Annotated in this window: 24 protein-coding genes; 6 read left to right on the forward strand and 18 right to left on the reverse strand. The window is 55.4% G+C overall.

Features of this window, described 5'->3' with window-relative positions; translation table 11 throughout:
- Nucleotides 1-109: 109 nt before the first annotated feature.
- Genes AC6I8X_RS00255 through AC6I8X_RS00280 form a run of 6 tightly spaced genes read right to left on the reverse strand, consistent with a single transcriptional unit; the run spans nt 110 to nt 5,828 of the window.
- On the reverse strand, nt 110-1,015 hold the full coding sequence (locus AC6I8X_RS00255; RefSeq protein WP_497840361.1) for an EamA family transporter: 906 nt from the start codon (nt 1,013-1,015) through the stop codon (nt 110-112).
- A 20-nt stretch (nt 1,016-1,035) separates the two neighbouring features.
- Nucleotides 1,036-1,536, reverse strand: a complete 501-nt coding sequence (locus tag AC6I8X_RS00260) for a YbaK/EbsC family protein (RefSeq protein WP_313684028.1) — start codon at nt 1,534-1,536, stop codon at nt 1,036-1,038.
- Nucleotides 1,537-1,564: 28 nt separating this feature from the next.
- Nucleotides 1,565-2,365, reverse strand: coding sequence for a 2OG-Fe(II)-dependent halogenase WelO5 family protein (locus AC6I8X_RS00265; protein WP_313684026.1), 801 nt, complete (start codon nt 2,363-2,365; stop codon nt 1,565-1,567).
- A 6-nt stretch (nt 2,366-2,371) separates the two neighbouring features.
- Entirely contained in the window at nt 2,372-3,079 is a 708-nt protein-coding gene (locus AC6I8X_RS00270) for a class II glutamine amidotransferase (protein ID WP_313684024.1), read from the reverse strand.
- Complete coding sequence (locus AC6I8X_RS00275) at nt 3,067-4,344, reverse strand: ATP-grasp domain-containing protein (RefSeq protein ID WP_497840362.1); 1,278 nt, start codon at nt 4,342-4,344, stop codon at nt 3,067-3,069. Before AC6I8X_RS00275 ends, AC6I8X_RS00270 begins: the two co-directional genes overlap by 13 nt.
- A gap of 17 nt (nt 4,345-4,361) precedes the next feature.
- Complete coding sequence (locus tag AC6I8X_RS00280; RefSeq protein WP_497840363.1) at nt 4,362-5,828, reverse strand: hypothetical protein; 1,467 nt, start codon at nt 5,826-5,828, stop codon at nt 4,362-4,364.
- A gap of 219 nt (nt 5,829-6,047) precedes the next feature.
- Between AC6I8X_RS00280 and AC6I8X_RS00285 the strand changes: the two genes are divergently transcribed.
- Nucleotides 6,048-7,502 carry an aminotransferase-like domain-containing protein gene (locus AC6I8X_RS00285; RefSeq protein ID WP_497841057.1) on the forward strand — a complete coding sequence of 485 codons (1,455 nt, stop codon included), beginning with the start codon at nt 6,048-6,050 and terminating at the stop codon, nt 7,500-7,502.
- Here AC6I8X_RS00285 and AC6I8X_RS00290 read toward each other — a convergent pair.
- From AC6I8X_RS00290 to AC6I8X_RS00330, 9 genes are all read right to left on the reverse strand, one after another.
- Nucleotides 7,499-8,746, reverse strand: coding sequence for a valine--pyruvate transaminase (locus AC6I8X_RS00290; RefSeq protein WP_497840364.1), 1,248 nt, complete (start codon nt 8,744-8,746; stop codon nt 7,499-7,501). The genes AC6I8X_RS00285 and AC6I8X_RS00290 overlap by 4 nt on opposite strands.
- Nucleotides 8,747-8,839: 93 nt before the next feature.
- On the reverse strand, nt 8,840-9,823 hold the full coding sequence (gene ghrB / locus AC6I8X_RS00295) for a glyoxylate/hydroxypyruvate reductase GhrB (RefSeq protein WP_313684016.1): 984 nt from the start codon (nt 9,821-9,823) through the stop codon (nt 8,840-8,842).
- Between the two features lie 69 nt (nt 9,824-9,892).
- On the reverse strand, nt 9,893-11,173 hold the full coding sequence (locus AC6I8X_RS00300; protein WP_299455613.1) for an MFS transporter: 1,281 nt from the start codon (nt 11,171-11,173) through the stop codon (nt 9,893-9,895).
- A gap of 62 nt (nt 11,174-11,235) precedes the next feature.
- Nucleotides 11,236-12,180: a sugar kinase gene (locus AC6I8X_RS00305; protein WP_313684044.1), complete on the reverse strand. Its 945-nt coding sequence runs from the start codon at nt 12,178-12,180 to the stop codon at nt 11,236-11,238.
- Nucleotides 12,181-12,193: 13 nt separating this feature from the next.
- The gene (locus AC6I8X_RS00310; protein WP_497840365.1) at nt 12,194-12,940 is read right to left on the reverse strand and encodes a sugar phosphate isomerase/epimerase family protein; all 747 of its coding nucleotides are present in this window, start codon (nt 12,938-12,940) and stop codon (nt 12,194-12,196) included.
- Between the two features lie 161 nt (nt 12,941-13,101).
- Entirely contained in the window at nt 13,102-14,127 is a 1,026-nt protein-coding gene (locus AC6I8X_RS00315; RefSeq protein WP_299455607.1) for a LacI family DNA-binding transcriptional regulator, read from the reverse strand.
- Between the two features lie 66 nt (nt 14,128-14,193).
- Complete coding sequence (locus tag AC6I8X_RS00320; RefSeq protein WP_497840366.1) at nt 14,194-15,189, reverse strand: LacI family DNA-binding transcriptional regulator; 996 nt, start codon at nt 15,187-15,189, stop codon at nt 14,194-14,196.
- 152 nt (nt 15,190-15,341) lie between these two features.
- A complete protein-coding gene (locus tag AC6I8X_RS00325) occupies nt 15,342-16,004 on the reverse strand; it encodes an OmpA family lipoprotein (protein WP_313684008.1) in 663 nt (220 codons plus the stop codon).
- Between the two features lie 108 nt (nt 16,005-16,112).
- Nucleotides 16,113-16,673 carry a DNA-3-methyladenine glycosylase I gene (locus AC6I8X_RS00330; RefSeq protein WP_313684006.1) on the reverse strand — a complete coding sequence of 187 codons (561 nt, stop codon included), beginning with the start codon at nt 16,671-16,673 and terminating at the stop codon, nt 16,113-16,115.
- A gap of 144 nt (nt 16,674-16,817) precedes the next feature.
- Between AC6I8X_RS00330 and AC6I8X_RS00335 the strand changes: the two genes are divergently transcribed.
- From AC6I8X_RS00335 to AC6I8X_RS00350, 4 genes are all read left to right on the forward strand, one after another.
- Nucleotides 16,818-17,519, forward strand: coding sequence for an autotransporter (locus AC6I8X_RS00335; protein WP_313684004.1), 702 nt, complete (start codon nt 16,818-16,820; stop codon nt 17,517-17,519).
- A 113-nt stretch (nt 17,520-17,632) separates the two neighbouring features.
- On the forward strand, nt 17,633-18,169 hold the full coding sequence (gene dnaT, locus AC6I8X_RS00340; RefSeq protein ID WP_497840367.1) for a primosomal protein DnaT: 537 nt from the start codon (nt 17,633-17,635) through the stop codon (nt 18,167-18,169).
- On the forward strand, nt 18,169-18,909 hold the full coding sequence (gene dnaC / locus AC6I8X_RS00345; RefSeq protein ID WP_313684042.1) for a replicative helicase loader DnaC: 741 nt from the start codon (nt 18,169-18,171) through the stop codon (nt 18,907-18,909). Before dnaT ends, dnaC begins: the two co-directional genes overlap by 1 nt.
- Nucleotides 18,910-19,026: 117 nt before the next feature.
- Complete coding sequence (locus AC6I8X_RS00350; RefSeq protein WP_497840368.1) at nt 19,027-20,160, forward strand: ROK family protein; 1,134 nt, start codon at nt 19,027-19,029, stop codon at nt 20,158-20,160.
- 93 nt (nt 20,161-20,253) lie between these two features.
- Here AC6I8X_RS00350 and AC6I8X_RS00355 read toward each other — a convergent pair whose 3' ends face one another.
- Nucleotides 20,254-21,714, reverse strand: a complete 1,461-nt coding sequence (locus AC6I8X_RS00355; protein WP_313683998.1) for a sugar porter family MFS transporter — start codon at nt 21,712-21,714, stop codon at nt 20,254-20,256.
- 402 nt (nt 21,715-22,116) lie between these two features.
- On the opposite strand from AC6I8X_RS00355, the gene AC6I8X_RS00360 reads away from it, so the two are divergent.
- The gene (locus AC6I8X_RS00360; RefSeq protein WP_313683994.1) at nt 22,117-23,109 is read left to right on the forward strand and encodes a LacI family DNA-binding transcriptional regulator; all 993 of its coding nucleotides are present in this window, start codon (nt 22,117-22,119) and stop codon (nt 23,107-23,109) included.
- A 48-nt stretch (nt 23,110-23,157) separates the two neighbouring features.
- On the opposite strand, the gene AC6I8X_RS00365 is transcribed toward AC6I8X_RS00360, so the two are convergent.
- Both AC6I8X_RS00365 and AC6I8X_RS00370 read right to left on the reverse strand, forming a co-directional pair.
- Nucleotides 23,158-24,192 (reverse strand): acyltransferase family protein, encoded by a 1,035-nt coding sequence (locus tag AC6I8X_RS00365; protein ID WP_313683992.1) that lies wholly within the window; start codon nt 24,190-24,192, stop codon nt 23,158-23,160.
- A 237-nt stretch (nt 24,193-24,429) separates the two neighbouring features.
- On the reverse strand, nt 24,430-25,563 hold the full coding sequence (locus AC6I8X_RS00370) for an EpsG family protein (RefSeq protein WP_299455589.1): 1,134 nt from the start codon (nt 25,561-25,563) through the stop codon (nt 24,430-24,432).
- Nucleotides 25,564-25,641: the final 78 nt, after the last annotated feature.

Here is a 25,641-nt window from a genome sequence, read left to right on the forward strand (position 1 = left end):
TTTTGACAAGGCGCAGTGACCTGCTGAGAGCGACAGGAAAGACGACGGTGGGGACGGGGAATGTGATTTGGAGTGGCGGGGTTACATACCCCGACACCCCTGCGATGCGTCAGGTCCTCACCAGAAATCGCTGGCTCACCATCCCACCAAACACATTGATCAGCAGACCGAGAATAATCACCGATGCCCCCAGCATTTGCTGCGCCGACAGGGTTTCCCCCAGAATCAACGCGGCACTGAGAATTCCCACCACCGGTACCAGCAGCGACAGCGGGGCCACGCGCCAGGTTTCGTAGCGACTCAGCAAATTGCCCCAGATGGCGTAGCCGATAATGGTGGCGATAAAGGCGAGGTAGATCAGCGCCAGCACAGTTTGCAGCGAGATATTCATCAGGCTGCTGACAATCGTCTCTTGCCCTTCAAACCACCATGAACAGGCAAAGAACGGCACCATCGGCACCAGCGCACTCCACACCACCAGCGAGATCACCGGCACTTTGCGGTTACGCAGAATAATCTTGTTGGTGATATTGCCCAATCCCCACGACAGCGCCGCCGCCAGCGTCAGCATCATGGTGGTGAGTGTAATGCCTGCGGTGGTTTGCCCCTCCATCCCCGCCGTCGCCAGGGTGAACATGCCAAGGGTCGCCACCAGAATGCCGACGATATGGTTCCAGCGCAGTTTCTCCGCCAGCAGCAATGCGCCGAGTATCAGGGTGAAAAAGGCCTGCGCCTGCACCACCAGCGAGGCCAGTCCGGCGGGCATCCCTAGCTTGATGGCGAGGAACAGAAAGGCGAACTGACCAAAACTGATGGTCATGCCATACACCACCAGCCAGCGTAGCGGAATGGCCGGGCGTTTAACGAAAAAGATCGCCGGGAATGCCACCAGAGTAAAACGCAGTCCCGCCAGCAAAAAGGGGGGCATGCCATGCAGCCCCAGCTTAATCACCACAAAATTGATGCCCCAGGCGAGTACCACGCAAAGGGCTAATAATAGATCTTTGACTGACATAACAATTCCTTCTGCCGCGTTCAGGCGGTGGCCGTCACGGGAGTGGCGATCTCTGCGCAGCAGTCATCGCCGATAACACGAAAATAATCATTCACATCCAGCGCCACTGAACGTTCCAGCAACCCGGCGTTAAACCACAGCGTACCGACATCACGCAGGCGTGAATCCACACGCAGCGCCAGCCGGTCATCAAAACTAAAGGGCGGCACCGCGCCCATCACGCACTGTGTCAGCTCCTGGGCTTTTTCCGCGGTGGCAAAGCTCGATTTCTTGCCGCCGATGGCACGGGCGGCGCTTTTGAAGTTAATTTTGCAATCACCCGGCACAATCGCCAGCAGATAACGGGCCTCCGCGCCCTCCGGCATCGTCACTTCCAGTACCATCGCCTTTGCGGCCTGATTCAACTCGTTACCCCGGATGGCGCTGATGACATCGGTCTGACCGATGGCCTCATGCTCAATCACACGATAATCCGCCTGATGCTGCTCCAGTTGGGTGATCACTTTCTCAAAGGTTGTCATCTTTTCTCCTCGTATGACGGGCCTCGGGTTAACTCCAGGCAATCGCGTGCTTCATCTTTTTGTCGGTGAGACCAAAGAAGAAGCCCATGGTGATGCGCGTATCGCCTTCCACCCGATCAATTTCATGATAAAAAGCAGGATTAAACAGATAGATATCGCCACTGCGCGGCGAAAATTCGCAGGTTTCGCAATGCTCAACCACGCCACTCTGGTAACCGAGTTCGCCGGGCGTTTTAAAGCGCTCGTCCACCGGCTGCCATTTCTTATTAAAGATGCGTAATTCACCCCCGGCGTTGCATTCCTGGAGGCACACCACGCAACTCAGTTGATGCAAAATATCGGTCACGGCCAGGCCGCTGCCCGCCGCATCGCGTACGATGTTGTCGTTATGCAGCGGATTCGCGACGCCATTGGCATGGAAGCGCACAATCGACCCTGCGTAATCGCCGTGTTGTGGATCGGTGGCGGTTTGCAGGCTTTCCAGCCGCAATGCGTGTTTCACCCAGTTGTAAACCTGGTCACGCAGGCAGTGCAGCGACGGCGGTAACGCGGGCTGGATATCACGCAGTTCGGTGAAATAGTTTTCCGGCGCAGCGGTATGCTTCGCCAGATAGGGGCCAAGAGTGGTCAGTGCACCGTTGGGGTAGTGGGATACCCGCACCTTTTCGCGGCAAAGTTGCAGGTCATCCACCGCCGCTTCACGCACTTCCGGGGTCAGGAAATTACGCAGCACCAGCAGCGGTACGCGCGCAGTAACAATGTCATCCAGCCAGGTACTTTCCACAAACATTTTGGGGCTAATAACGCGTATCTGATTGAAAATGGCCATGCTTGTTCACTCCGACAAAGGAATTTCATGAAGTTCATGGTTGCTCATACGACGCCAGGTGGACGCCGCGCCCAGTGCTGCAATGGGTTCAGAAGAGATAAACGTGCTGTTGTTATGCTGACAGTGGTGCAGGGTGAAGTAATCCGGGTAGGGGGTGTCATCGGGATGCCATTGCCACGCCCAGGCTTTCTCGCGGGTGACAAAAATGGCATTGGCCGCGCTGCCGCCCGGGGCCACCTGCGCCATCTTGTTGCGCAGATAATCGCGGGTGAAATCGGCAGGTGTGGCGCGATCAACCATATATTCCAGGTATTCCGCCGAGTCAAAGCGTGACTCTGTCATGCCGAGCTGCTGATACACTGTCGGCAGAAAGCCGTTGTGCATCATGTGCCACTGCGTCTGGCCGCTGGTACGCCATAGCGGATGGGAAAATTCGATGCCCTGATTTTTGCTCAGCGTGGCATGACGCACATGTACCGCGAGAAAGCGGCCACGCAGACGATCCACATCAATACCCGGCAACGCATCGGCAAAAGTGCCGGTGCCGTGTAGCGTGCGAATATGCCCCTGTTCCCGCCACAGCAAGCCCCAGCCGTTCGGATGTTGTTTGATCGGGCCATCATGGGTGGCGGTTTCTCCACAGCTCATCGCGCGCGCCGCCTCCAGTACCGCTGCGGCATCAAACTGTCCGTGCGCCAGAATCATTCTGCACATAGTAAATCCCCCCGGGTGGCAAAGGACGTGACATCGAGAATCTGATGGAAGGTCGCCAGCACGTCGTCGCGGCTGTTGCCCGGCAGACGAAAGGTGGCGAGGATGCCCGCATGGCGGGTTAAATCGGCGTACAGTGAAGAGCGCGGCGAGACGTCAAGCGCAGGCAGATTGAGCGGTGGCAATAGCTGGCCGCGTTGCTGTTGGGCGATCCACTGTTCCGCCTGACGATATTGCAGTGGCTGGCGTAAACGTAAGCGTCCCACCACCTGAGCGGCCTGGCAGAAATGCAGCTCAGGCATGCCACGTCCCGCTTCGATGTGAAAGGCAATCTCGGCCCAGTTAATGCCGGTTACTTCCTCGACCAGATTCACCACACCCATCCCCGACAGACGGAAACCCATTTCGAGAAAATGCGGCTCGCCATTGACCACAATGAAATCGATATGAAAGGCCCCCTGACGGTAGCCAAAGGTTTCGCAGCAGAAACTCATCAGGCTGGTGAAGGAAGCTGGCAACTGCTGTGCCGTCATCGCTACATGCCCGGATTCGTAAAAGCTGATGCTGCCGTCCTGATCGCTGTGATGTTCGATCACCTTCTGGCAGCAGGTCAGCGCCACCGCGTGACCGTTATCCACCACCCCCTGGAGCGAATATTCATCGCCGCACAGCCAGCTTTCGACGATAAAGCCGGAGAAACCGCGCCCGCCGTAATTCATGGTATCGACCAGTTTATTGATCACGGTGTCGAGCTGGCTGGCCTGTTCCACCAGCCAGATACCGAGGCCGCCACCGCCATCAACCGGCTTGATCACGCACGGATAAAGCAGCGCCTCACGCGCATCGCGGATACTGAGGGGAGAAGCAAAGAAGCGGAATTCCGGCTGCGGGAAACGCGGCCAGGCTTTGCGCAGCGCCATGCGTTGCGCATATTTATCCGGGGGAATAAAACCGGGACCGGCATCCGGGCCAGCCAGCATCTCGCGTACCCGTCCGGCGGAGACGTTGTAGGCTTCAAATCCCGCCAGCACCACCTGGGGATGCTCCAGCAGCCCGGCACGCAGGCAGGCCTGCAACACATCCCAGGGATTTTCTGGCCGGTCAAGCCGCACGATCAGATCGAACGGCAGCGTAAAGCTGAGCGACTGGTAATCGACAAAATCGCCCATCTCCGCCAGCACGGTAAAATAGCCTTCGCGTTTCGCCACGGCGCAGTACGGGTTTTGCCCGTCACGGGTCGCGCCAATCTGCAGGAATATTTTTCTCATCGCTTAGCCTTACCGGGTCAGCGCCCGGAAATCACTTCTGTGACGATGTCCTGCAGGACACCATTGTTCACCTGAATCACCGCTTTGTGGGGATCGAAGCGCAACACGCGCGACAGGGCATCGTGCTGCTGGTTATCCAGCAGCGAACTCACCTGCGCGCTGCGCCAGCAATGGCGCATCTGGGTGATGGTCAGGCCGGACAGTTGTTCCAGCTGTTGTGCCAGCTGGATATCGTTGCTGTCACCCGCCAGCAGCGCCCGCACGGCCTGCTCCTGCGGCGGATGCGGCAGTTGGTGTAACCAGGCCGCCAGCTGCCTGCCGCTGGCGATAAATGGGGAATAAATCATGCACACCAGCTGGGTTTCATTGAGGCCAAAGGCCTGTTCCGCGAACTGCGCAGCGCGCTGACGCGCCCGGGCGATGGCCTCATCATCCTGATAACGCGCTGCCATCTCCTCAATCAGCTGGGGTGGGAAATCCTTTTGCTGCATCAACCCCAGTGCAAAGCGCACATATTCGCGAATGCCTTCGGCGTAGCTACGCTGCAACAGCGTTTCCGCGCGCAGGCCGCGAATATGTGCCATTAAGGTGGGATTGCCGCAGTCCGATTCGGAAAAGCTGAACATCAGTTCATCGAAGCGGAAATGCATAAACTCCGTCAGCAGCGCCCAGTGCGCACCGGCTTCATAGGCGGTGTCCTGATAGATATTGAAGAACAGCGGGTCGCGGGCCAGCTGCCAGGTGATGCGATGCGCCGGTGTGACCTGATCGGCACCGTAGATATCAGTAAAATAACGTTCAGCGACGCCATCAAGGGTTTGCAGAAAGCCGCTAAAGCCGCGTGATTTATCCGCCACTGGCGCATTAAACAGTCGTGACAGATGGCGCGCCCACGCGAGGTAAGCGGTTTGTTCCTGCGGGGAATCGCCGGTGATGATCATATCCACCCCGCCATCGTAGTGCGCAGCAAGACCAAAGGAGTTCACCATGCTGAGGTTGCAGGCGTTACAGAAGGTGGAACGCGCATCGGCGCGGAAGCGGTGGCCATTCATCAGCACATCGCTGCGATTTTGCTGGCGCACCGCTTCCGGCATCGGCAAATGACGGGCAAAAGGACGAATCTGTAATCCGTCGGTCACCAGACATTCGGTAAAGTCATCGTTGTGGATATGCAGCGCGCGATAGACGCGATCGATGTTCTCCATCACGCTGTCGTTCATCGCCGCATGGCGGTTGGTACTGATGCGCAGCTGGAAGGTGCTGCCGCGCTGTTGCCAGATCAGCCCCTGGATGTAGCGCACATACGCCACCATGTAGCTGCTGTCTTTGCCACCGCCATAGGCGAGTAGCACACGGTTGTTTTCGGGATGATGCGTATCGGGTAAAGCGGCGAGCAAACGGCGGGAACAGGCCTGGGCTGATTCGAGAATGGCGTTGGACAGGTATCCTTCAATTTCTCTCATCATGGTGGACAGATTATTCATTTTTCACTTTTTCCTTTGGCTAATAAAATCGCAGTCGCCTTGAAGTCGACAACCTTGCTCACGGGCCACGAAGGTGTTACGGAATGAATGTCTCGGTCTTATGCTGTGTGGCTGTTGGCTTGCCACCGCTGCGCATCGTTATTTAAGAGATGCAGCCTAAACTACTTTGAATGTAATCTGATGGATACGCACAGATCAGCACGATATGGGGTGGAACAGATGGCGGGTGAAACGGAAGAACAGGAGAGTCAGAGCAGTCGTTACCGTCAGATAGCAGAACAGATCAAGCAGGCGATTCACAGCGGATCGCTGCCGCCAGACAGCCGTCTGCCTTCGGTACGCACCCTGGCGACGCAGTACCATGTCAGCATGACCACCGCGTTAAAAACATTACGCACCCTTGAGGATGAGCATTATGCGGTGGCGCGTCCTAAGTCCGGCTTTTTTGTTGCGCCGCGTAAAGCGGACAAAAAATTGCCGGTGGTGAGCCATGAGCAGCCGCGCGAAATCGCCCCGCTGGATGAGCAGACTGAGCTGCATCTGGCGATGGTCGGCTCGGATTGCCGGGTACGACTGGACCTGGCAAACGGCGATATCTCGCTGTATCCGGTAAAGAAAATTGGCTTGCTGATGCGCCAGATGGGCTACAGCAAACCGGCGCTGCTGGGCAACACCGTCAAGGGCACCGGCTATGCGCCGCTGAAAGCGGAGATTGCCCGCCGCGCGGTGGATTATGGCTGCAACATCAACGCCGATGACATCCTGATCACCAATGGTTGCATCGAGGCCATCTCGCTGTCGCTGCGCGCCACCACTCGGCCCGGCGATATCGTGGCGGTGGAATCGCCGTGCTACTTCGTGCTACTGCAAATGTTGCACAACCTTAATCTGCGGGTGATTGAAGTAGAAGCGGGCGCGGAAGGCTACGTCAACGTGGAAAAACTGACGTCGCTGTTCCAGCGCAAAGCGGTGCAGGCGTACCTCAGTATTAACAACATCAACAACCCGCTGGGCAAAAGTATTCCCAACGAACAGAAGGCCTATATTGCGCGTCAGGCGGATGAAAACGATGTGGTGATTATTGAGGATGATATCTTCGGTGACACCGCGTTTGGTGAGCGCCGTCCGTTCCCGATGCGCGCCTTCAGCCCGAACGTTATTTTGTGCAGCGGCTTCTCAAAAACCGTGGCACCCGGCATCCGCATTGGCTGGGTGCACAGCGCCAACTACATGCGCAAAATCGCCTCGTTAAAATACACCTCAACCATGGGCACTTCGGTGCTGTCGCAGGCGGCAATTGCCGAACTGCTGCGCAACGGCGGTTACGATGCCCATCTGCGTAAGCTGCGCCGTGAGCTGGCGAACCAAATCCGCCAGATGCGCCAGGCGGTGCTGCGCTATTTTCCTGCGGGCACGCGGGTGTCTGATCCGGAAGGGGGCTATGTGTTGTGGGTTGAGATGCCGGTGCAGGCGCTGAACGTGCGTGCGCTGTTTCTCAAGGCGCGCAATGCCGGGATTGGCATCGCGCCGGGGCATATATTCGCCACCGATCACCGCTACGACCACTGTTTTCGGCTCAACGCCGGGTTTGGCTGGAATGCGGAAGTGGAGCAGGCAATTCGCCAGCTGGCACAGTGGTGCCAGCTGTCATTGGTCGAAGCAAAGCAGGATTAAGCGCGCCAGGCGTCTTCGAGTTCTTCCGCCAGAATCTGCACCGCGCGTTCAATATTCTCCGCGTCCGGTACATAATTCATGCGCATACATTGGTGGGTATGCGGCCATTCCTGCTCCAGGCCGGGGAAGAAGAAGTGGCCAGGTACCATCAGCACGCCGCGCGCTTTCAGGCGCTGATACAGGGCTTCGGTGGAAATCGGCAAATCGCGGAACCACAACCAGAGGAAAATCGCCCCTTCCGGTTTATGAATCAGGCAGCGATCTTCCGGTAAATAGCGGCGAATGATGGCGATCGTTTCGCTAACTTTGTGCTGATAAAACGGTTTGATCACCTCTTCCGACAGACGCAATAAATCCCCGCGCACAATCATCTCGTTGGCGATCGCCGGGCCGATGCTGCCAGGTGCCAGGCTGATAATACCGTTCATGTTGCCAATGGCGCTGATGGTCTTTTCATCGGCAACGATAATGCCGCAACGCGCACCGGGCAGGCCAAGTTTAGACAGGCTCATGCACAGGATGATGTTGGGATTCCACAGCGGGCGTGCTTCGCTAAAGATAATGCCGGGGAAGGGCACACCGTAGGCGTTATCAATCAGCAGCGGCACCTGGTGCTGCTGTGCCAGGGCATCCAGCTGTAACAGTTCATCATCGGTGATCACGTTGCCGGTGGGATTGGTCGGGCGTGATACGCAGATCAGACCAACCTCGTCATTCAGCGGCAAATGGTCAAAATCGACGTGGTATTTAAACTGGCCTTCCGGCAGCAGTTCGATGTTCGGTTTCGCGGAAACAAACAAGCCTTCTTCCAGCCCGGCATCAGCGTAACCGAGGTATTCCGGGGCCAGCGGGAACAGTACGCGTTTTTTGCTGCCGTCGGCGCGGTGTCCGGCGAACAGGTTAAACAGATAGAAAAACGCGCTCTGGCTGCCGTTGGTGAGCGCGATATTCTGCGCCGTTAATGGCCAGCCGAACGCCTCGCGCAGCATGGCTGCCAGCGCATCGAGCAGCAACGCTTTGCCGCGCGGGCCGTCGTAATTGCACAGCGCCTCGCTCAGCTTGCCTTCCTGATGCATCTGCTGCAAAAGCTGGTGGAAATAGTCGTTAATGGCCGGGATTTGCGCCGGATTTCCGCCGCCAAGCATGATGGTGCCGGGGGTTCGCAACCCTTCACCCATATCTTCCATCAGACGTGAGATACCGGAATGTTGCGTAAATTTATCGCCGAACTGTGAAAAAGACATAGCAGGTTAAAACTTTGTAATGACTGATTGGGGACAACCATAGCGCCCGCAACAGGCAGGCGCAATGGTCAGGCGGGGAAAAGGTGCAAAGCCTTATTTCACAACCTCAGGATTGACACAATTCTTCTCGATTTTGCCGGTCAGCGCGGCGATCAGGTTATCCACTGCATCGCTCAGCATGCCGTAGCGGGTTTCATGGGTGGCGGAACCGATGTGTGGCAGCGTCACCACATTCGGCAGCTTCAGCAGTGCGGAATCGGCAGGGACAGGCTCCTGCTCGAACACGTCCAGACCCGCGGCGTGAATGGTGCCGTCCTGTAATGCCGTGATCAGCGCTTGCTCATCGACCACCGGACCGCGTCCAGCGTTGATCAGAATGGCGCTCGGCTTCATCATTTTCAGCTGTGCGGTGCTGATCATATGATGTGTCTGTTCAGTCAGCGGCAGGCTGATGCAGACAAAATCGCTTTCCTTCAGCAGCGTATCCAGGTCGCAGGCGCGAGCGCCAAAACGGGTTTCCGCTTCGCTATGCTGACGACGTGCGTTGTACAGAATCTTCATACCGAAGCCGAAATGCGCGCGCTGCGCCAGCGCCAGACCGATGCGGCCCATGCCGAGGATACCGAGGGTTTTGTGATGCACATCGATGCCGTATTTCTCCGGGCCAATGCTTTTCTGCCACTGACCGGCTTTCACCCAGGCATCCAGTTCCGTTACGCGGCGGGCGCTGCTCAGCACCAGTGCCATCATGGTGTCGGCCACGGTTTCGGTCAGCACCGTGGGTGTGTGCATCAATACCACACCACGCTGGTTTAACGCCGCGACATCAAAGTTGTCATAGCCGACAGAGATGGTTGAACAGGCGCGCAAGGCAGGCATTTTTGCCAGAAGGTCCGCATTCACTTTACCGCCTGAACCCAGTAAGCCCTGAGCCTGTTGAAACTGGGCTGCGTATTGATTGACGGTTTCTGGGGAAATGTCGTTGACTTCGGTGACAGTGAAGTGCGCGTCGAGTTTCGCGTACAGTTCTTCCGGCAGGCTTTTCTGACCCTTATAAACAATCACAGCAGGTTTCATCTTTTGCTCCCTGTAGAACGAGTGACGGGCGACCAGCGTCGCCCGGAAAAGTCATTTCAGCTTACGCTTTCAGGCGTGTTTTGCCCCGTGCAACGGCGGCGTTTTGTTTTCAGCGGGCTTGACGACCAGCGTCAGCCAGACTGACGCCAGCAGGGCTGCCCCCATAAAAATGTAAGAGGCCGAGGGGTTGCCGGTTGCGCCATTAAGATAACCCACAATCCATGAGCCGACGAATGAACCGAGTGCGCCCATGCTATTAATCAGAGCCATTGCGCCGCCTGCCACATTACGCGGCAGCATTTCCGGGATGATGGCGAAGAACGGACCGTAAGGGGCATACATCGCACCACCGGCGATCACCAGCAACGCATACGACAGCCAGAAATGGCTGGAACCCACCAGATACGAACCGAGGAAGGCCAGCGCGCCAATCAGCAGCAGCGGCCAGACAAACAGTTTACGGTTCTGCATTTTATCCGAGGCCCACGACACCACGATCATCGCGATGGTGGCGACCAGATAAGGCACCGCCGACAACCAGCCCGCTTCCACCATCCCCATCTGCGTACCGTTGCGCAGGATGGAGGGCAGCCACAGCACGAAGCCATATACGCCGATGCTCCAGGCAAAATATTGCAGGCATAACAGCACAACATTACGGTTACGGAAGGCTTCGCCGTAATTACGCACCGCTTTGATGCCTTCCTGCTCTTTCTGCAACTGCGCCTGCAACGCGGCTTTTTCGCTGTCGCTCATCCATTTCGCCTGTGCCGGTTTGTCCTGCACCAGGAACCACCAGGCGACGGCCCAGATCACCGCTGGAATCCCTTCGAAGATAAACATCTCACGCCAGCCAAAGGAATCGATCAGATAGCCCGACACCACCGACATCCACAGCACTGTCACCGGGTTACCAAGGATCAAAAAGGTGTTGGCGCGTGAACGTTCGGATTTGGTGAACCAGTTGCTGATGTAAATCAGCATCGCGGGCATCACCGCCGCTTCCACCACGCCGAGCACAAAACGGATGGCCGCCAGCATCGGAATATTGCTCACTACCCCGGTCAGCGAGGCACACAGCCCCCACAGCACCAGGCAGCAGAAAATCAGTTTTTTCACGCTGCGGCGTTCGGCATACACTGCCCCAGGGATCTGGAAAAAGAAGTAGCCAAGGAAGAACAACGCGCCGAGCAGCGATGACATGCCTTTGGTGATGCCGAGGTCGTCGTTAATGCCTGCGGCCGAGGCGAAGCTAAAGTTCGCGCGATCGAGATACGCCAGACTGTAGGTGATAAACACGATGGGCATGATAAACCACCAGCGTTTTGGCGCGATTGTCTGCGTTTTCATACGTTTATCCTCTGTTCGTCGCGGCACGATTTATCGCGCCGCGACATGTGTTTGTGCAGGTATCAGTAATCACCGAGGGTGGCGCGTGTCGGCAGCCCTTCGCTGTCGCCCGCGACCTGAATAGCCAGCGAGCCGATTCTGTTGCCGCGCAGGATCGCCTGCGGCAGCGTTTTGCCCTCCAGCAGGGCGCTGATCAGGCCGACGGCAAAGCCATCACCGGCACCGACGGTATCGACCACCTTGTCAACGCGAATCGGGGCCACCAGGCCTTTGTCACCGTCGGCAGTTTTGAACCAGGCACCGTCGCTGCCGGTTTTGATCACCACTGCTCTGACGCCTTTATCCAGGTAGAAATCAGCGATGGCTTCCGGCTGGCGATAGCCGGTGAGAATCAATCCCTCGCGCTCACCCGGCAGCACCCAGTCGGCGTACTCCGCCAGCAGGTTCAGCTGTTTACGCATCTCATCTTCACTGCGCCACAGCACCGGCCGCAGGTTGGGATCGAAGGAGATGGTTTTGCCCTGCGCGCGCATCTCTTTGGCGGCATGTTTGCAGAGCGCCAGCGAGGTCTCGGAAATCGCTGCCGCCACGCCACTCAGATGCAGATGGCGCGCATGGCCGAAATAGCTGGCATTGAAATCATCCGGCGACAGATGGCTGGCGGCGGAACCGGCACGGAAGTACTCCACTTCAGGGTCGGAGCCATCATCGACGCGGGATTTGAGCTGAAAACCGGTGCGATAACGCGTATCAACGGTGACGCAGCGATGATCAACCGCCTCTTTTGCCAGCTGTTGCAGGGTAAAGCGACCAAAGCTGTCGTCACCCACCCGGCTTACCCAACCCACCTGCAATCCCAGGCGCGCCAGACCAATTGCCACGTTAAGTTCGGCACCGGCGATGCGTTTGGTAAAACGTTCGGCAGCGGCCAGATCGCCCGTTTGCTCCGCGATAAACATCGCCATCGCTTCACCAATGGTCACCACATCCAGTTGCGTCGGGGTCATCATTGTCAGCTCCTTAGCAGGCGCGCAGCAGGTCAACGTAGTGACGCGTTACCGCCACTAAATCGTCGCCTTCCAGCGGGAATTCGATGCCGCGAGGTACATCACCGGGCAGCGCCTGTAACAGGGCGCGCCAGTCTTCGGGGCTGTCATCCAGCGCGATGGCGCGGAAGCTGTTGTGATGCGGTACGGCAGTTTTGACATGCACGTAGCCGACATAGCGGCTCAGCTGCTGTGCCGCCTGCATGGCGTCTTCGCCGGTCCAGTGCCAGTTCGCCATATCAAAGGTCATGTGCAGCGGCAGCGCAGCGTCAAAGGCGTGATGGAAAAAGCGCTGCATCGGGGCCAGTTTGCAATCGGCGGTTTGATCGTTTTCCACCACCAGTTTGATCGGGGATGCGTTCAGTTCCGCAAGTAAGGCGTCGAAGTGTGGCTCGACATAATGGCCGAGCGACAGTTTCAGGCGCTGTGCCTCGAGCTGCCCGGCTTCGCGCAGCAGTTGTGCCAGATGGGGATTCAGCGCGCCATCGGCCAGATACAGCGTTTCCGGTGCGGAATAGCACACGCTCAGACCTTGCTGGGCAATCGCCTCACCCAGCGCGGGCAGCTGGCTAATCTCATCAGCACCGAATAATTCGCGGCGGATTTCCACACCATCCGCCCCTGCCTGCTTAATCAGCGGCAGCAGCGCAGCCTGACCGCCCAGTTCTGCTACTTTGGTGGTGCCGTAAGCGGCTGTAACAACGATAATTTCTGGTTTCATCTCATCTCTCCGGGCGTGAACAGCATGCCAAACGTTATAAAAACGTTAGATGGAACCGGTTCCAAAGAAAAGCGACAGATTGCGGAAGTATGATCCTGCTCACGAAGTGGGCCGTGGGGGCTGTAGCGGCGTGATTTATCGCGCGGGTTTTAACGAATAAATTAACGCAGCCGTTGGCTGGAGCCGCGCACAATCAGTTCGCCGGAAAATACCTGCTCGGAAATCGGTTGATCGTCGCCTTCAATACGCGCGATAACCTTTTCCAGCGCGGCATAGCCGATCTGCCAGGTAGGTTGTTTCAGGGTGGTGATGCCAGGCCCGGCCAGCGCAGCCCATTCCAGCTCATCGAAGCCGAGCAGGCCGATGGATTCGCCCCAGTTGAGGTTAAGACGTTGCATTGCGCGTGCCACCTGCAACGTCAGTGCACCGTTGGCGGCGACGATGGCACAGCGTTTTCCGGCATGACGCTGGCGGAAATCGCGCAGTGCCGCATCCATCAGGGCGGGCTGATGCAGGGCAACTTCGGTGTTTTCAGCCTGCACCGCAGGTTGCGATTGTGCGGTGCTGAAGAACGCCGCCAGGCGCTCGCGACGAGTGTTGACGCTACCCAGTGGCTCGCTGAGGAACAGCAGCGCTTCATAACCGTTATCCAGCAGGTGTTGAGTGGCTTGTTGCGCTGCTTCCGGGTTATTCAGCCCGACCACATCACAGGCGAAATCAGGGATTTTGCGGTCAATCAGTACCATCGGTAGCATTGACTGTTGCAGCTGGCGCAGCACGTCTTCACGCATGCCGACCGCATTCACCACAATGCCTTCCACCTGATAGCTGCTCAGCAGTTGCAGGTAATGCTGCTCCAGATCCACTTCATTGTTGGTGTTACACATCAGCAGGGTAAAACCGTGGCTACGGCAGGCGGCTTCAATACCGCTCAGCACATCAACGGAGTAGGGATTGGTGATGTCCGCAATGATCAGGCCAATCAGGCGGGTTCGTCCACGTTTCAGTCCGCGCGCCATCTGGCTGGGCCGATAATCGAGTTCAGCAATGGCCTGTTCAATACGCGCTTTCAGGTCGGGCGACAGCAGATTCTGCTCGCCATTCAGATAGCGGGAAACGCTGGTTTTCCCGGTCTTTGCCGTGCGGGCAACATCACTGATAGTCGCGCGTGGCGGCCTCGTCTTCATTGCATATACCTGAATCAAAAGAAACAGGCGAAGACTACCACAGGAACACCGCTGCGCAACAACCGGCTAGTCAGAAGTGAGGAGCAGACGCGGTTGCCACAGGGCCTGCACCTGTTCAGGGGGGGTGCCGTCCAGCAATTGCAGCACCATCTCGGCAATCTTTTCGCCAACATGTTGCTGTGAGCATTGCAGGATGGCATTGACCGGGTGATCGATAATCGAATCATGCGGCAGCCCGTCATAAACAAACAACGGAATGGCCTGTGGCCCGCTGAGCCGCCCGGCCTGTTGCAATGCTATGGCGGCACCTTCTCCCAGCGGGCTGCAATCGGTAATGATCGCCTGCGGTTGAGAGTCGCTCGCCAGCCAGGCCGAGGTTTGCTGATAACCCGCACGACGTGAGGGAGCTACGGTAGCAAGCTTCGGCACAGGAACCGGCGGCTGGTGCGATGCGATGGCATCGAGGAACCCCTGGCGGCGGTCACGCACAAAAGAGCTGGGTTCGTTGCTGCCAATCCACCCCAGCCGGGTCAGCCCCTTTGCCAGAAAGTGTTCTGTCGCCAGCTTTACCCCGGCGTGATTATCGTAGTCAAACCAGGCATAGGGCTGCGCCAGCTGGCTACGTCCCAGCGACAGGAAGCGGAAACCTTTCTGTTGCAGACGTTGCAGGCGGATGTCGTCGGGGGTGGTATGGGTGACAATCAGCGCATCCATGGCGCGGCTGCGCAGCATACGCAGCGTGCGCTGCTGGTCCTGGGGTTTATCGGCCAGCATCAGCAGATCAATGCCTTCACGGGCCAGGCGTTGATCAATGGTTTGCAGCATGCCGGTGAAATGGCTATCACTTAGCGGCAATACGCTATCGGGTATCACCAGCCCGACGGTGTTGGTACGGCCGGTCTTCAGTTGGCGAGCCGCGGCATTGGGGCGATAGCCGCGTCGGCTGGCTTCTTCTTCAATACGTTTGCGCGTGTCTTCAGCCACATCATCATAGCCATTCAGTGCACGACTCACGGTGGTAACGGAAAGTCCGAGGACGGAGGCGATGGCTTTCAGCGACATGGTGGGCTTCCATTGATCAATTTTTGATCAAGCTAACATAAAGAAATCGGCGGCTCTACGGGGGGATAATATTTGAGGGCAGGGGCAGCAGCAAGCGTCAAAAGTGGAGTAAAAACGTGCGAAATGGGCCTGACAGCGCAGGCCCAAAAGACTTATCCCAGCGGGGTGAGGGTGATCTCGACGCGGCGGTTCTGCGCCTTGCCGGCTTCGGTGCTGTTGCTGGCAATCGGGTTATCCGGCCCCATGCCCTGGGTACGCAGGCGGCTGGCTTCGACGCCCTGCACAATCAGCGCGCTGGCAACGCTTTCCGCACGCTGCTGCGACAGACGCATATTCAGGGCGCGCGTACCGGTGCTGTCAGTAAAGCCAACCACATTGACGGCGGTTTTTGGATACTCTTTCAGTACCATTGCCACGCCGGTCAGGGTATTGGCACCCGCCGGTTTCAGGTTGCTGCTACTGGAATCGAAGGTGACATTGTTTGGCATATTCAGCACGATGTTGTCACCCTGGCGCGTGACGCTGACGCCGGTGCCACGCATTTTGTCGCGCAGTTTGGCTTCCTGCACATCCATGTAATAACCGATACCGCCTCCCAGCGCTGCGCCGGAAGCCGCGCCAATCAACGCCCCTTTACCGCGATCTTTTTTCGAGGAGGACAGCATGCCGACGCCCGCGCCCAGCACGGCTCCGAGGCCAGCGCCAATGCCGGATTTACCTGCCTGTGATTCGCCGGTGTAAGGGTTGGTGGTACAGCCAGATAATACCAGGCTGCCGCTCAGTAACAAGGCCAGTGCAACAGTGTGCTTATTCATAAAAGTCCCTTCGATTTAAATGGGGGGAAAAACCCAAAACGGTGCTGATTATGCCGTTAAATCATGAGGGAAAGCGTGAGAATAAGTCTTAAATTGTAAAGAATCGCCTCATATGTTGGCAGGATGGCAGAAACAATCAGTTTGATGATCATTAATCAGGCCACAGGCTTGCATATAGGAATAGCAAATCGTAGGGCCGATGAATTTAAAACCACGCTTCTTCAACGCTTTAGACATTGCTATGGCAGCATCGGAGGTGGTGGGAGCCAGCTTATAATCGGGGAAATGGTGCAAAACTGGCGTGTTATCGACAAATCCCCAGATAAAGCGAGAAAAGTCTTCACCGCTGGCCTCCATGGCGAGGAACGCACGCGCATTCACAATAATGGCTGACAGTTTGGCGCGTTGACGAATCAGGCCGCTGTCCTGCATCAGACGATCGAGATCGGCTTCATCCATCGCAGCCACTGCCTGTGGATCAAACTGATGAAAAGCACGCTGATAATTTGCGCGTTTTTTTAACACGGTAATCCATGAAAGCCCGGCCTGCTGTCCTTCCAGACACAGCATTTCAAATAAGGCACGCTTATCAGTTTGCGGCACGCCCCATTCGGTGTCGTGGTACGCCAGATAGAGCGGATCCTGTGTTACCCAGCCACATCGTTGCATCGCAGTGCTCCTAAAGCATGAGGAAAATACTTCTCTTTCCTTGACGTATTCAATAATCGGTTAATAGTTAATCAAAGGGCGCCGATAACTGTTTTATCCAATACCTAAACGCCCGGTTCCTATCTGGCTCGTCAGGAGTCCTTCATGTTGCAGAAAAGTCAGCGGTCAGGCCAGCACATTCTTGCGCTGGCTCTTGTTGGTGTGTGGCTATCTGCCTGCGCCCTGCCTGCCCGGGCATGGGATGAGGGCAGCCAGCAGAACACGACCAGCGCGAGCTCGCCTGATTATGACGCCATCCTGGAGGAAAAAATTTCCCAGAATCACCTGACATTGACCGGTAACAACGATCGAGGCCTGATGGATGCGGCGCTTAACCCACCTGATGGGGCGATCATTAACCTTCATACCGAAGCCGCCAGCGTTGGCGCGAATCCGTTTGCTAACCGCCTCTCGGCTGGCTGGCAAATGCCGATGAGTGAGACAGTATCCACCGGGCCGATTGCGCAATACGCGGTCGATCCTTCGTCTCTCAACTGCCCGCAATGTGACTTTATTGATCGTAACAATCCTGACCAGGTCGCCTCGCTGGGCTGGCGTGTTGATTCCAGCCTTGGCTGGATAGCGCCCTACGCACAGATTAGCTACAGTCATCAATTGGGTGAGATGAATTTTACGCCACGCAGTGATGAGGGGATCGGCAGGGAAAACAACTGGATGGATGTCAGCGTGGGTGCCAATATGCCGCTGGGGCAGCATCTGTCAGCGTTTGCCTCATTCTCACAAACCGGGGCGATGAGCAGCGGTGAGCAGTTCATTTATAGCCTTGGCGTCAGCGCCAGCTTTTAATCTGCGATGACCTTTTTTGGCGATTCCGCGCGCTAAAACAGGTACACTGCAACCTTAGCGCCGGGCGGAATATCCGCTCCGTTGCACTGGGCTAGTCAACGTCAGGTTTCTTCATGTCAGTCAAAATCTTAACTTCAACGCTGGTCGGGCTGGATGGCTTTTGCCAGGATCCGCTCGCGGTACTGCAACAGGCGGAAAACGGCACGCTGGCAGTGCTGCATCAAAACGCACCGGCATTTTATGCGCTGACGCCACAGCGGCTGGCGCAATTGCTGGCGCTGGAAGCCGCGGCACGGCAACCCAATGATGTCATGCTGGATGACAGCATGTTTGACACCCCCAGCGCGCCCATTGCGGCCCCGGTGGGGAAATTTGCCATGTATGCGGGCTGGCTGCCGGACGACGATTTTCAGCGCCAGGCGGCCATCTGGGGCATCGCGCTGAGCGAACCGGTGACGGCGGCTGAGCTGGCCACTTTTATTGCTTACTGGCAGGCCGAGGGTCGTTTGTTCCATCATGTGCAGTGGCAGCAAAAGCTGGCGCGTAGCGTACAGATGAACCGGGCGGCCAACGGCGGACAGCCGAAGCGCGATATCACCCGGATCAGCAATACTGATTATGATATTCCCGATGGTTTTCGAGGTGAATGATGAAAACGCCGAACGATCTTTTCAGTCGCCTGAAAAAACTGATGCCGCATGAGGTGAAACCAAAATTCACCAGCGGTGAAGAATTGCTGGCCTGGAATCAGGAGCAGGGCCGTTTACGCTCCGAAGCCATTGTGCGTGAGAATCGTGCGATGAAGATGCAGCGTATTATGGGCCGCTCCGGCATCCGCGAACTGCATATAAATTGCTCGTTCGACAACTATCGGGTGGAAAATGAAGGGCAACGCAAAGCCCTGAGCCTGGCGCGTGAGTACGCAGCGGGTTTTGATAACAGCATTTCCAGCTTTGTGTTTTCCGGCCGCCCTGGTACCGGCAAAAACCATCTGGCTGCGGCTATCGGCAATGACCTGATTTTGCGCGGCAAAAGCGTGCTGATTGTGACCGTAGCGGATTTGATGTCGAGCATGAAAGGCACCTTCAGTGGCGGCAGCGATATCACCGAAGAACGCCTGTTGCAGGATCTCAGTAATGTCGATCTGCTGGTGATCGACGAGATCGGCATGCAAAGCGAATCACGCTATGAAAAAGTGATCATTAACCAGATTGTCGATCGCCGATCCTCGTCCAAACGCCCGACGGGCATGTTGTCGAACCTCGACCCCGCCGGTATGAACACGCTGCTGGGCGAGCGCGTGATGGACCGTATGCGCCTCGGCAACAGCCTGTGGGTGCGCTTCGACTGGGAAAGCTACCGCAGCCGCGTGCGCGGCGATGAATACTGATTCGCCTGCCTCACTTCATCAGGGTGCGCTACGTCAAAAATGCCAGCAAAGTCTGAGATAAAGCGCACCCGGACACTGCTACACTGAACCTCTTCCATTTTGCCGGGTGAGAAAGGCATGAAAGCGATGGGTAAAGGGCCGGCATTATTACGACTGAATAACCTGAAGCGGGTCATGACGCAGCTGCGTCAGACGCGGATAACCTCCCGCCAGGATCTGGCCCTGGCATTAAACCTCAGCAAAAACACCGTTTCGCTGATTGTGGATGATCTGCTGGAACTGGGGGTGATTACCGAACTGGGTCCGGTCAGTGTTGCCTCTGCCGGGCGTCCGAAGATTGAAATATCACTCAGGCCGGAAAAGCTGAAAAGCGCCGGTATCATGGTGGAACGCCAGACGATTCATTGGCAGGTATGTGACTATTTCTCGCAGGTGATTGCCGAACAGACCTGGCGCACCAAAACGGATGACCCCGCCGTGCTGTTGCAGGAGCTGGCGGAGTGCTGCCAGACACTGGTTGCCGCCCATCCGGAGTTAATTGGTATCGCGCTCGGATTCCCAGGCATCGTTGATCCACAACGTGGCTGGATGCATTTCTCTTCCCATCTTGGCTGGCAGGATGTTGATCTGCTGACGCTACTCAAATCTCAAATCAGCCTGCCGCTGCGCATCATGAATAATGTTAAAGCGGCGGCGCTGCTGCCGGTGCAGCAATTGGCGCTGGATAAAAACCAGAGTCATTTTTATCTGCGCATTGCGGAAGGTATTGGCGGGGCGCTGGTACAGCAGGGCGAAGTGTTTACCGGCAGCAGCTGGACCGCAGGAGAAGTGGGTCATTTGACGGTGCAGCCGAATGGGAGGCGTTGCAGCTGCGGGCGTCTTGGCTGCCTGGAAGCGCTGGTCAGCCAGCCTGCGATTCAGTATCAGCTGGCCCAGCGAAAACCGGGTCTGCGCTGGCAAAATCGCGAGAGCGAACCAGCAATGGTCAGTGTGGTGATGAGTGAGGCTGGCGCGCAACTTGGCAGCGCGTTGAGCCAGGTGATGCTGCTGCTCAATCCCGCCAGCATTATGGTGGATGCGCCGTGGAATGCGTCCCCCGCCTTTGTTCAGGCGGTGCAGCAGACGGCGCAGGCGAGCACGCTGGCTTTTACCTTTGCCCATACCGCGCTGCATTTTCTGCCGCAGCGTATCGATCCGACCAATGGTCTGGCGCTGGCGGTGATTGAGCAGTATGAGCAGCGGATGGGGTGACGCTTTAAACAATGCGCGATAAATCGCGCCGCTACCGGATTGTGCAATCATTTGTAGCGGCGCGATTTATCGCGCTATTTTCTGGCGGTAAATTTAATGCCGGGGAATATTCAGTGACTCAGCGGATTTGCTGCTGGTGGCGGCAGGCAATTCTGCATCCACATTGAATTTTTCCAGCACCAGGCCGTGAATTTTCTCCAGCGATACTCCCGCCGTTTCCGGCAGATAGCGGAAGGTGAAGAAGTACATACCCAGCGAGAAAATCGCGAACAGCAGTAGCGGGAAACCACCGTGGAACATATCGATCAACATCGGGCTGCTGTTCATGATCGGGAAGGTGGAACTGATGATAAAGTTCGCCATCGACATCGCGCAGATGGAGATCCCGACACAGATGGAGCGGATTTCGGTCGGGAAGATCTCGCCCAGCACCGTCCAGACAATCTGGCCCCAGGTCATGCCGAAGAAAATCATATAGGCGAACAGACCAATCACCGGCAGCAGGCCTGGCAGATGGTAATAGAAGGCGATAAACGAGTAGGCCAGGAAGATGCAGGAGGTGATAGCCCCGAGCAGCAGCAGCTTACGACGCCCCACTTTATCGATCAGCGTCATCCCCACCAGTACGCCAATAAACTGACACACTGACAGCCAGAAAGTTTGCAGCAGCGCCGAATCCACACTGCCAGAGACATTTTTCAGCAGCGTTGGCCCAAAATACTGAATCACGTTAATGCCGCTGATTTGGTTACCCACTGCCAGACCAATACCGATCACCAGCAATGGCACCGTGGTTTTATCAAGGCGGAAACGTGCCTTGTGCTGACGTGCTGCCTCGTCGGAGAACGAATGTTTGATTTCGCTGAACACGCTTTCCGCATGTTCGCGGTTGGAGATTTTGGTCAGTGTGTCCAGGGCGGCATCGTATTTGCCTTTCAGCACGTTCCAGCGCGGTGATTCCGGGATAAAGGCGATAAAGAAGATAAACAACGCGCAGGGCACCAGTGCGGTCGCCAGAATATAGCGCCAGCCCATAGCAATCATCGCTTCCGGCAGCATCGATTTGGTGATGAAGTAGTTAGTCAGCAGCACCACCGATTGCCCGCCGACGCAGCACACCGCATACAGCGCGGTGGTGCGACCACGAAACTTTGATGGCGACAGCTCCGCCAGGTAGATAGGCGAGATCACCGAAGCGAGTCCGATTGCCAGGCCCCCAATGATGCGGAAAAGCACAAATACCGTGAAATTGTGGGCGATGGCGGTGCCGATCACCGAAACGGTGAACAGCAAGGCGGTAATGGCGAGCGATTTTTTTCGTCCCAGCACATCGCTCAGGCGTGGGGCGATAAAACAGCCCACCAGACTCCCGAGCAGAATGTTAGAGACTGCCCAGCCCGTTTCAGCGGGTGTCAGCTGGAAGTATTCACTTAAGGGTTCGATTGCACCGGAGATAATGGAAGAGTCATACCCCATCAGCAACCCGCCAAATGCGGCGACGGTGCAGCAGAGAATGACATACCTCATGTTGTAGCGTTTTTGTCTGGAATCCATGGTTATAGCCCCTTGTCTCTACCGCCTGAACGTTGCATGTCCAGAAAGAGGAATGTTGTAGGTTGTCGATGTTCCGTGTATTCACGCAGGGTACTCACAGTGAAATATATTTTCTAAATGGATATTTTTGGATAATTTTTTCCGAAATATGTGAGCGGGGTTGCGAAAATTGCTGTCGTGGATAAGTGGGTTAAGATTTATCCAGATGAAATGATAGGTTTTTTGTCATTACCTTCTGACCGGGATGTTGCGCTTGTTGCTTTTTACTGGAATTTCTCTGAAATTTTTATTCTGAAATGAGCGACTTTACCTGGCCGCTAATTGCGCCAGGGTGCGGTTTCATTTTTTGCCGGGCAGCAGGCATAATACGTTGATTGAAAGGCCGTCTTTGCGGACATCGCGATGAAAACGCAGCGCATCACCCTGGATGATATTGCCACCCTGGCGGGGGTCACCAAGATGACGGTGAGCCGATATTTACGCACGCCGGAAAAAGTGAAAACGGAAACGGCCGACAAAATTGCCAGCGTTATTGCTGAAATCGGCTACACGCCCGATCCGGACAACCTCGCCCTGAGCAGCGCCAGTCCGCCACGCATTGGTGTGCTGATCCCTTCCTTTAATAATCAAATTTTTGCCGATTTACTGGCCGGGATTGAATCCGTGACCAGTGCGCAAGGCTACCAAACGCTGGTGGTCAATTATGATTACAACCCGCAGCGGGAAGAGGAGCAGATTGCCACGGTGCTGGCATTGAATATCAAAGGTCTTATTCTCACCGAGTCCGTGCACACTGTCCGTGCGGAAAAATACCTGAAAGCTGCCACCATTCCGGTGGCGGAAGTGATGGGACTGACCGAAACGCGCGATCGCATCAATGTCGGGTTCGATAATTATCGTGCGGGCTATGACATGACGGCGATGCTGCTGGCGAGTGGCAAAAAGCGTGTGATCTATTTTGGTTCCATGTCAGACCGGCGTGATGAGCAACGTTATGCGGGTTATTGTGATGCGGTGGCCGCGGCGGGGTTGCCCGCCGGGCGCATTGTGCCAAACAAAGTGTCATCGGTATCGATTGGTACCGGCATGATGACGCTGGCGCGTCAGCTCTATCCGGAGATGGATGCGATTCTCTGTACTAACGATGACCTCGCGGTTGGCGTATTGCAGGAGTGCCATGCGGCAGGTATTGCGGTGCCGCAGTCGATGGCCATTGCCGGTTTTCATGGGCTGGAGATTGGTCAGGTCACGACGCCACGTCTGGCCAGCGTGATTACGCCACGCTTTGAAATGGGCAAAGTGGCTACCGAAATCGTGATTAAAAAGATCAACCACCTGCCGACGATTGAGCAGGTGAATCTGCACTATCGGCTCTCGATGGGTGCCACCATCTGAAAAAGCAAAAACCCCGTTCAGCAGTGAACGGGGTTTTTGTTTACAACATCAGTCGCGAGCGGTGCTGCCCGCAATGGACGGTGGCGTATGATGTGCCCGTTTCAGGAAGCGGCTTTCCAGCAGGTTCCACGAGGTATAAGCCAGCGCCACGGTAATCACAATCGTCATCAGCAGGCCGAGGAAGGCGTTAGCGTTGAAGACGCCAAAGTGCTGCAACACCTGAATAATCGGCCAGTGATAGAGGTACATCCCGTAAGACATGTCACCGTACTGGCTGATTTTGATCTCGCTACACAGGTTGGTGCAGAACAGAATCACCACCGACGAGAAGGCGATCGGCTCCACCAGGAAGGAGTAATCGGTGCCTTTGAACAGCAGAAACACCACCAGTGAAATAATGGTGATTTCTTTCAGGCGATCAAACGTGGGCTGATGGGTCGCCAGCAGGCTGCCAAAGAAGAAGTAGGAAGAGAGCGAAATGAACTGTTTCGCCAGCGTATCGGCTTTGGCTCCGGTATACACTGCCGTGAAGTAAAAGAACCAGGCACAGGAAATGATGAAAATCGCCCCCCAGACTTTCAGCGGGTTTTTCTTCATCAGCGGCAATACGAAGGGCAGCAGCACGTAGAGACTCAGCTCAGCCTTAATCGTCCACAGGGAGCCATCCAGCGGCTGGTTCGGGTTGCTGGTGAACACGCCCGGCAAGGATGGCTGGATGAAGTTGAGGAACGAGAAGTTCGCTATCAGATACTTGATAGTTTCTTTGTTTTTCAGAAAATCGACAATGGGCAGCGTCGTCAGGCACAGGCCAATCACGAAGCACATAATCACCACGAATATATACGCGGGTAAAATTCGTTGCGCACGCTTAATAAAATAAGAGGTGAGTGATTTACTTCTTAAGTAACTTTTTGCAATAAGAAAACCACTTATTGCGAAAAATCCTTTTACGGCAAAATCACTATTCAGAAAGTGAGCAAGGAAACGAATGTCAGGATTTCTGGTGACTTCTGCCGAATGCACCAGTAACACGATAAAGGCGAGCGATAGTCGGACGATGTCGAAGTTATTTTTTTCGTTCATATCTGCATTCTTTCATTGAGTGACGTTGCGCCAGTGAAATCATTAATAAACTTCACGTGAGTTGTTAGGAATAATCCGATCACTGCTGACGCAGATGTTCAGCTATTAGAGTTTTAAAAGATTCAAAATGCAAGCAATGCCCCGAACAGCAAAGATATTCGGACTTTCCTTATGTGTCTATCGGGGTATTCTTAAATAGAAGCGCAGCGCTGACGCAGTTAACGTCAGCGCATTTTTTTAGCGGAACAGCTGGAAGGTACGGGAAACCTGGTAGCCGGTGATCGACTGCTTACTTGAAATAGTATTGTAATAAAGATAGTAAAGAACCATTAATACCGTCACGCCTACCGCCAGAACCTTCATGAATTTCTTCGTTTCCCAGATGCACAGGGAAATAAGTACCGGCTCTACCTGCAATAAATAGTTGGCCAGACGTCCGCCGGACGCATAATCCTGCAGAGCCATCCTCAAACCACTACCAATCGCAAAGGTAATGACCAGGATGTAGTAAAGACGGAATTTCTCATCTTCAAAATTCTTTATTTTGTCGCTCAGCAGCAGGAAGCTAAAGATGAAGACGAAGCCAATATTTTTCAGGTTGGAAAGGGTGATGATGCCCTGTTCCTGAGCAGAGTCCTGGTTGGCGTAGCCCATTGCCCTGTCGCCTAACGAACCCAGATGGCTGGAGAGGGCAGAGATTAATGCCGAGCTGCCCATGAAGGCCAGTGGCAGGCTGGCTAACACGATAAGTATCGGGATGTACTTATGTTTCTTCACAATCAGCGCTATCGGCACCAGTAACGCAACAATACCGGTGGCGTGGCTGATAAACGACAGAATAAAGGTGGTTACCATTCCGGATTTACTTCTGCGCGCGAAATGATAAACAAAACCCATTAAAAATGCCGAACACAAACCAAAGCGAATCTGGTTCATGTCTTTATTGATAAACAGGTGTGCAGAGTACACAGCCAGGGCGACTAAGGGGATCGGCGTCAGCTTGCGGAAATAATGCGCATTGACGCAGACGGCAATCACGGTAAAGACAAAGATAAAGATGTCCGGATTGGCGGTAAATATTCGGGTAATGCCGGCAATGGCATAAATAGCCGGTTCATAGCGGAAGTTGATAACTGCATTCCAGAAGCCATCGATAATAATCTGATCGATAAACTGTGAGAAGAACTGGCGATACTGTAAATCATCCAGACCGGTGCCAAGACCACGAATTCCACCAAAGGTAAAAAGCACGACCACGGCAACAAAATAAAGATATAATCTGAGTCGTGCTGTGTTTTCATCTTTACTAAGCATGACTTCAACAATTGCCACGAAGGTCAATGTCAGGCTTATGATCCAGTAAATTCCCATGGTCACAGATTCTTATAGTTTAAAATTTACTTATAACATAGGGTGTTGTTAACGTAAACATGAGAAAAGTCTAATTTT

The sequence above is a fragment of the Pantoea sp. X-Soil-TKNS-1280 genome, from assembly GCF_059730475.1.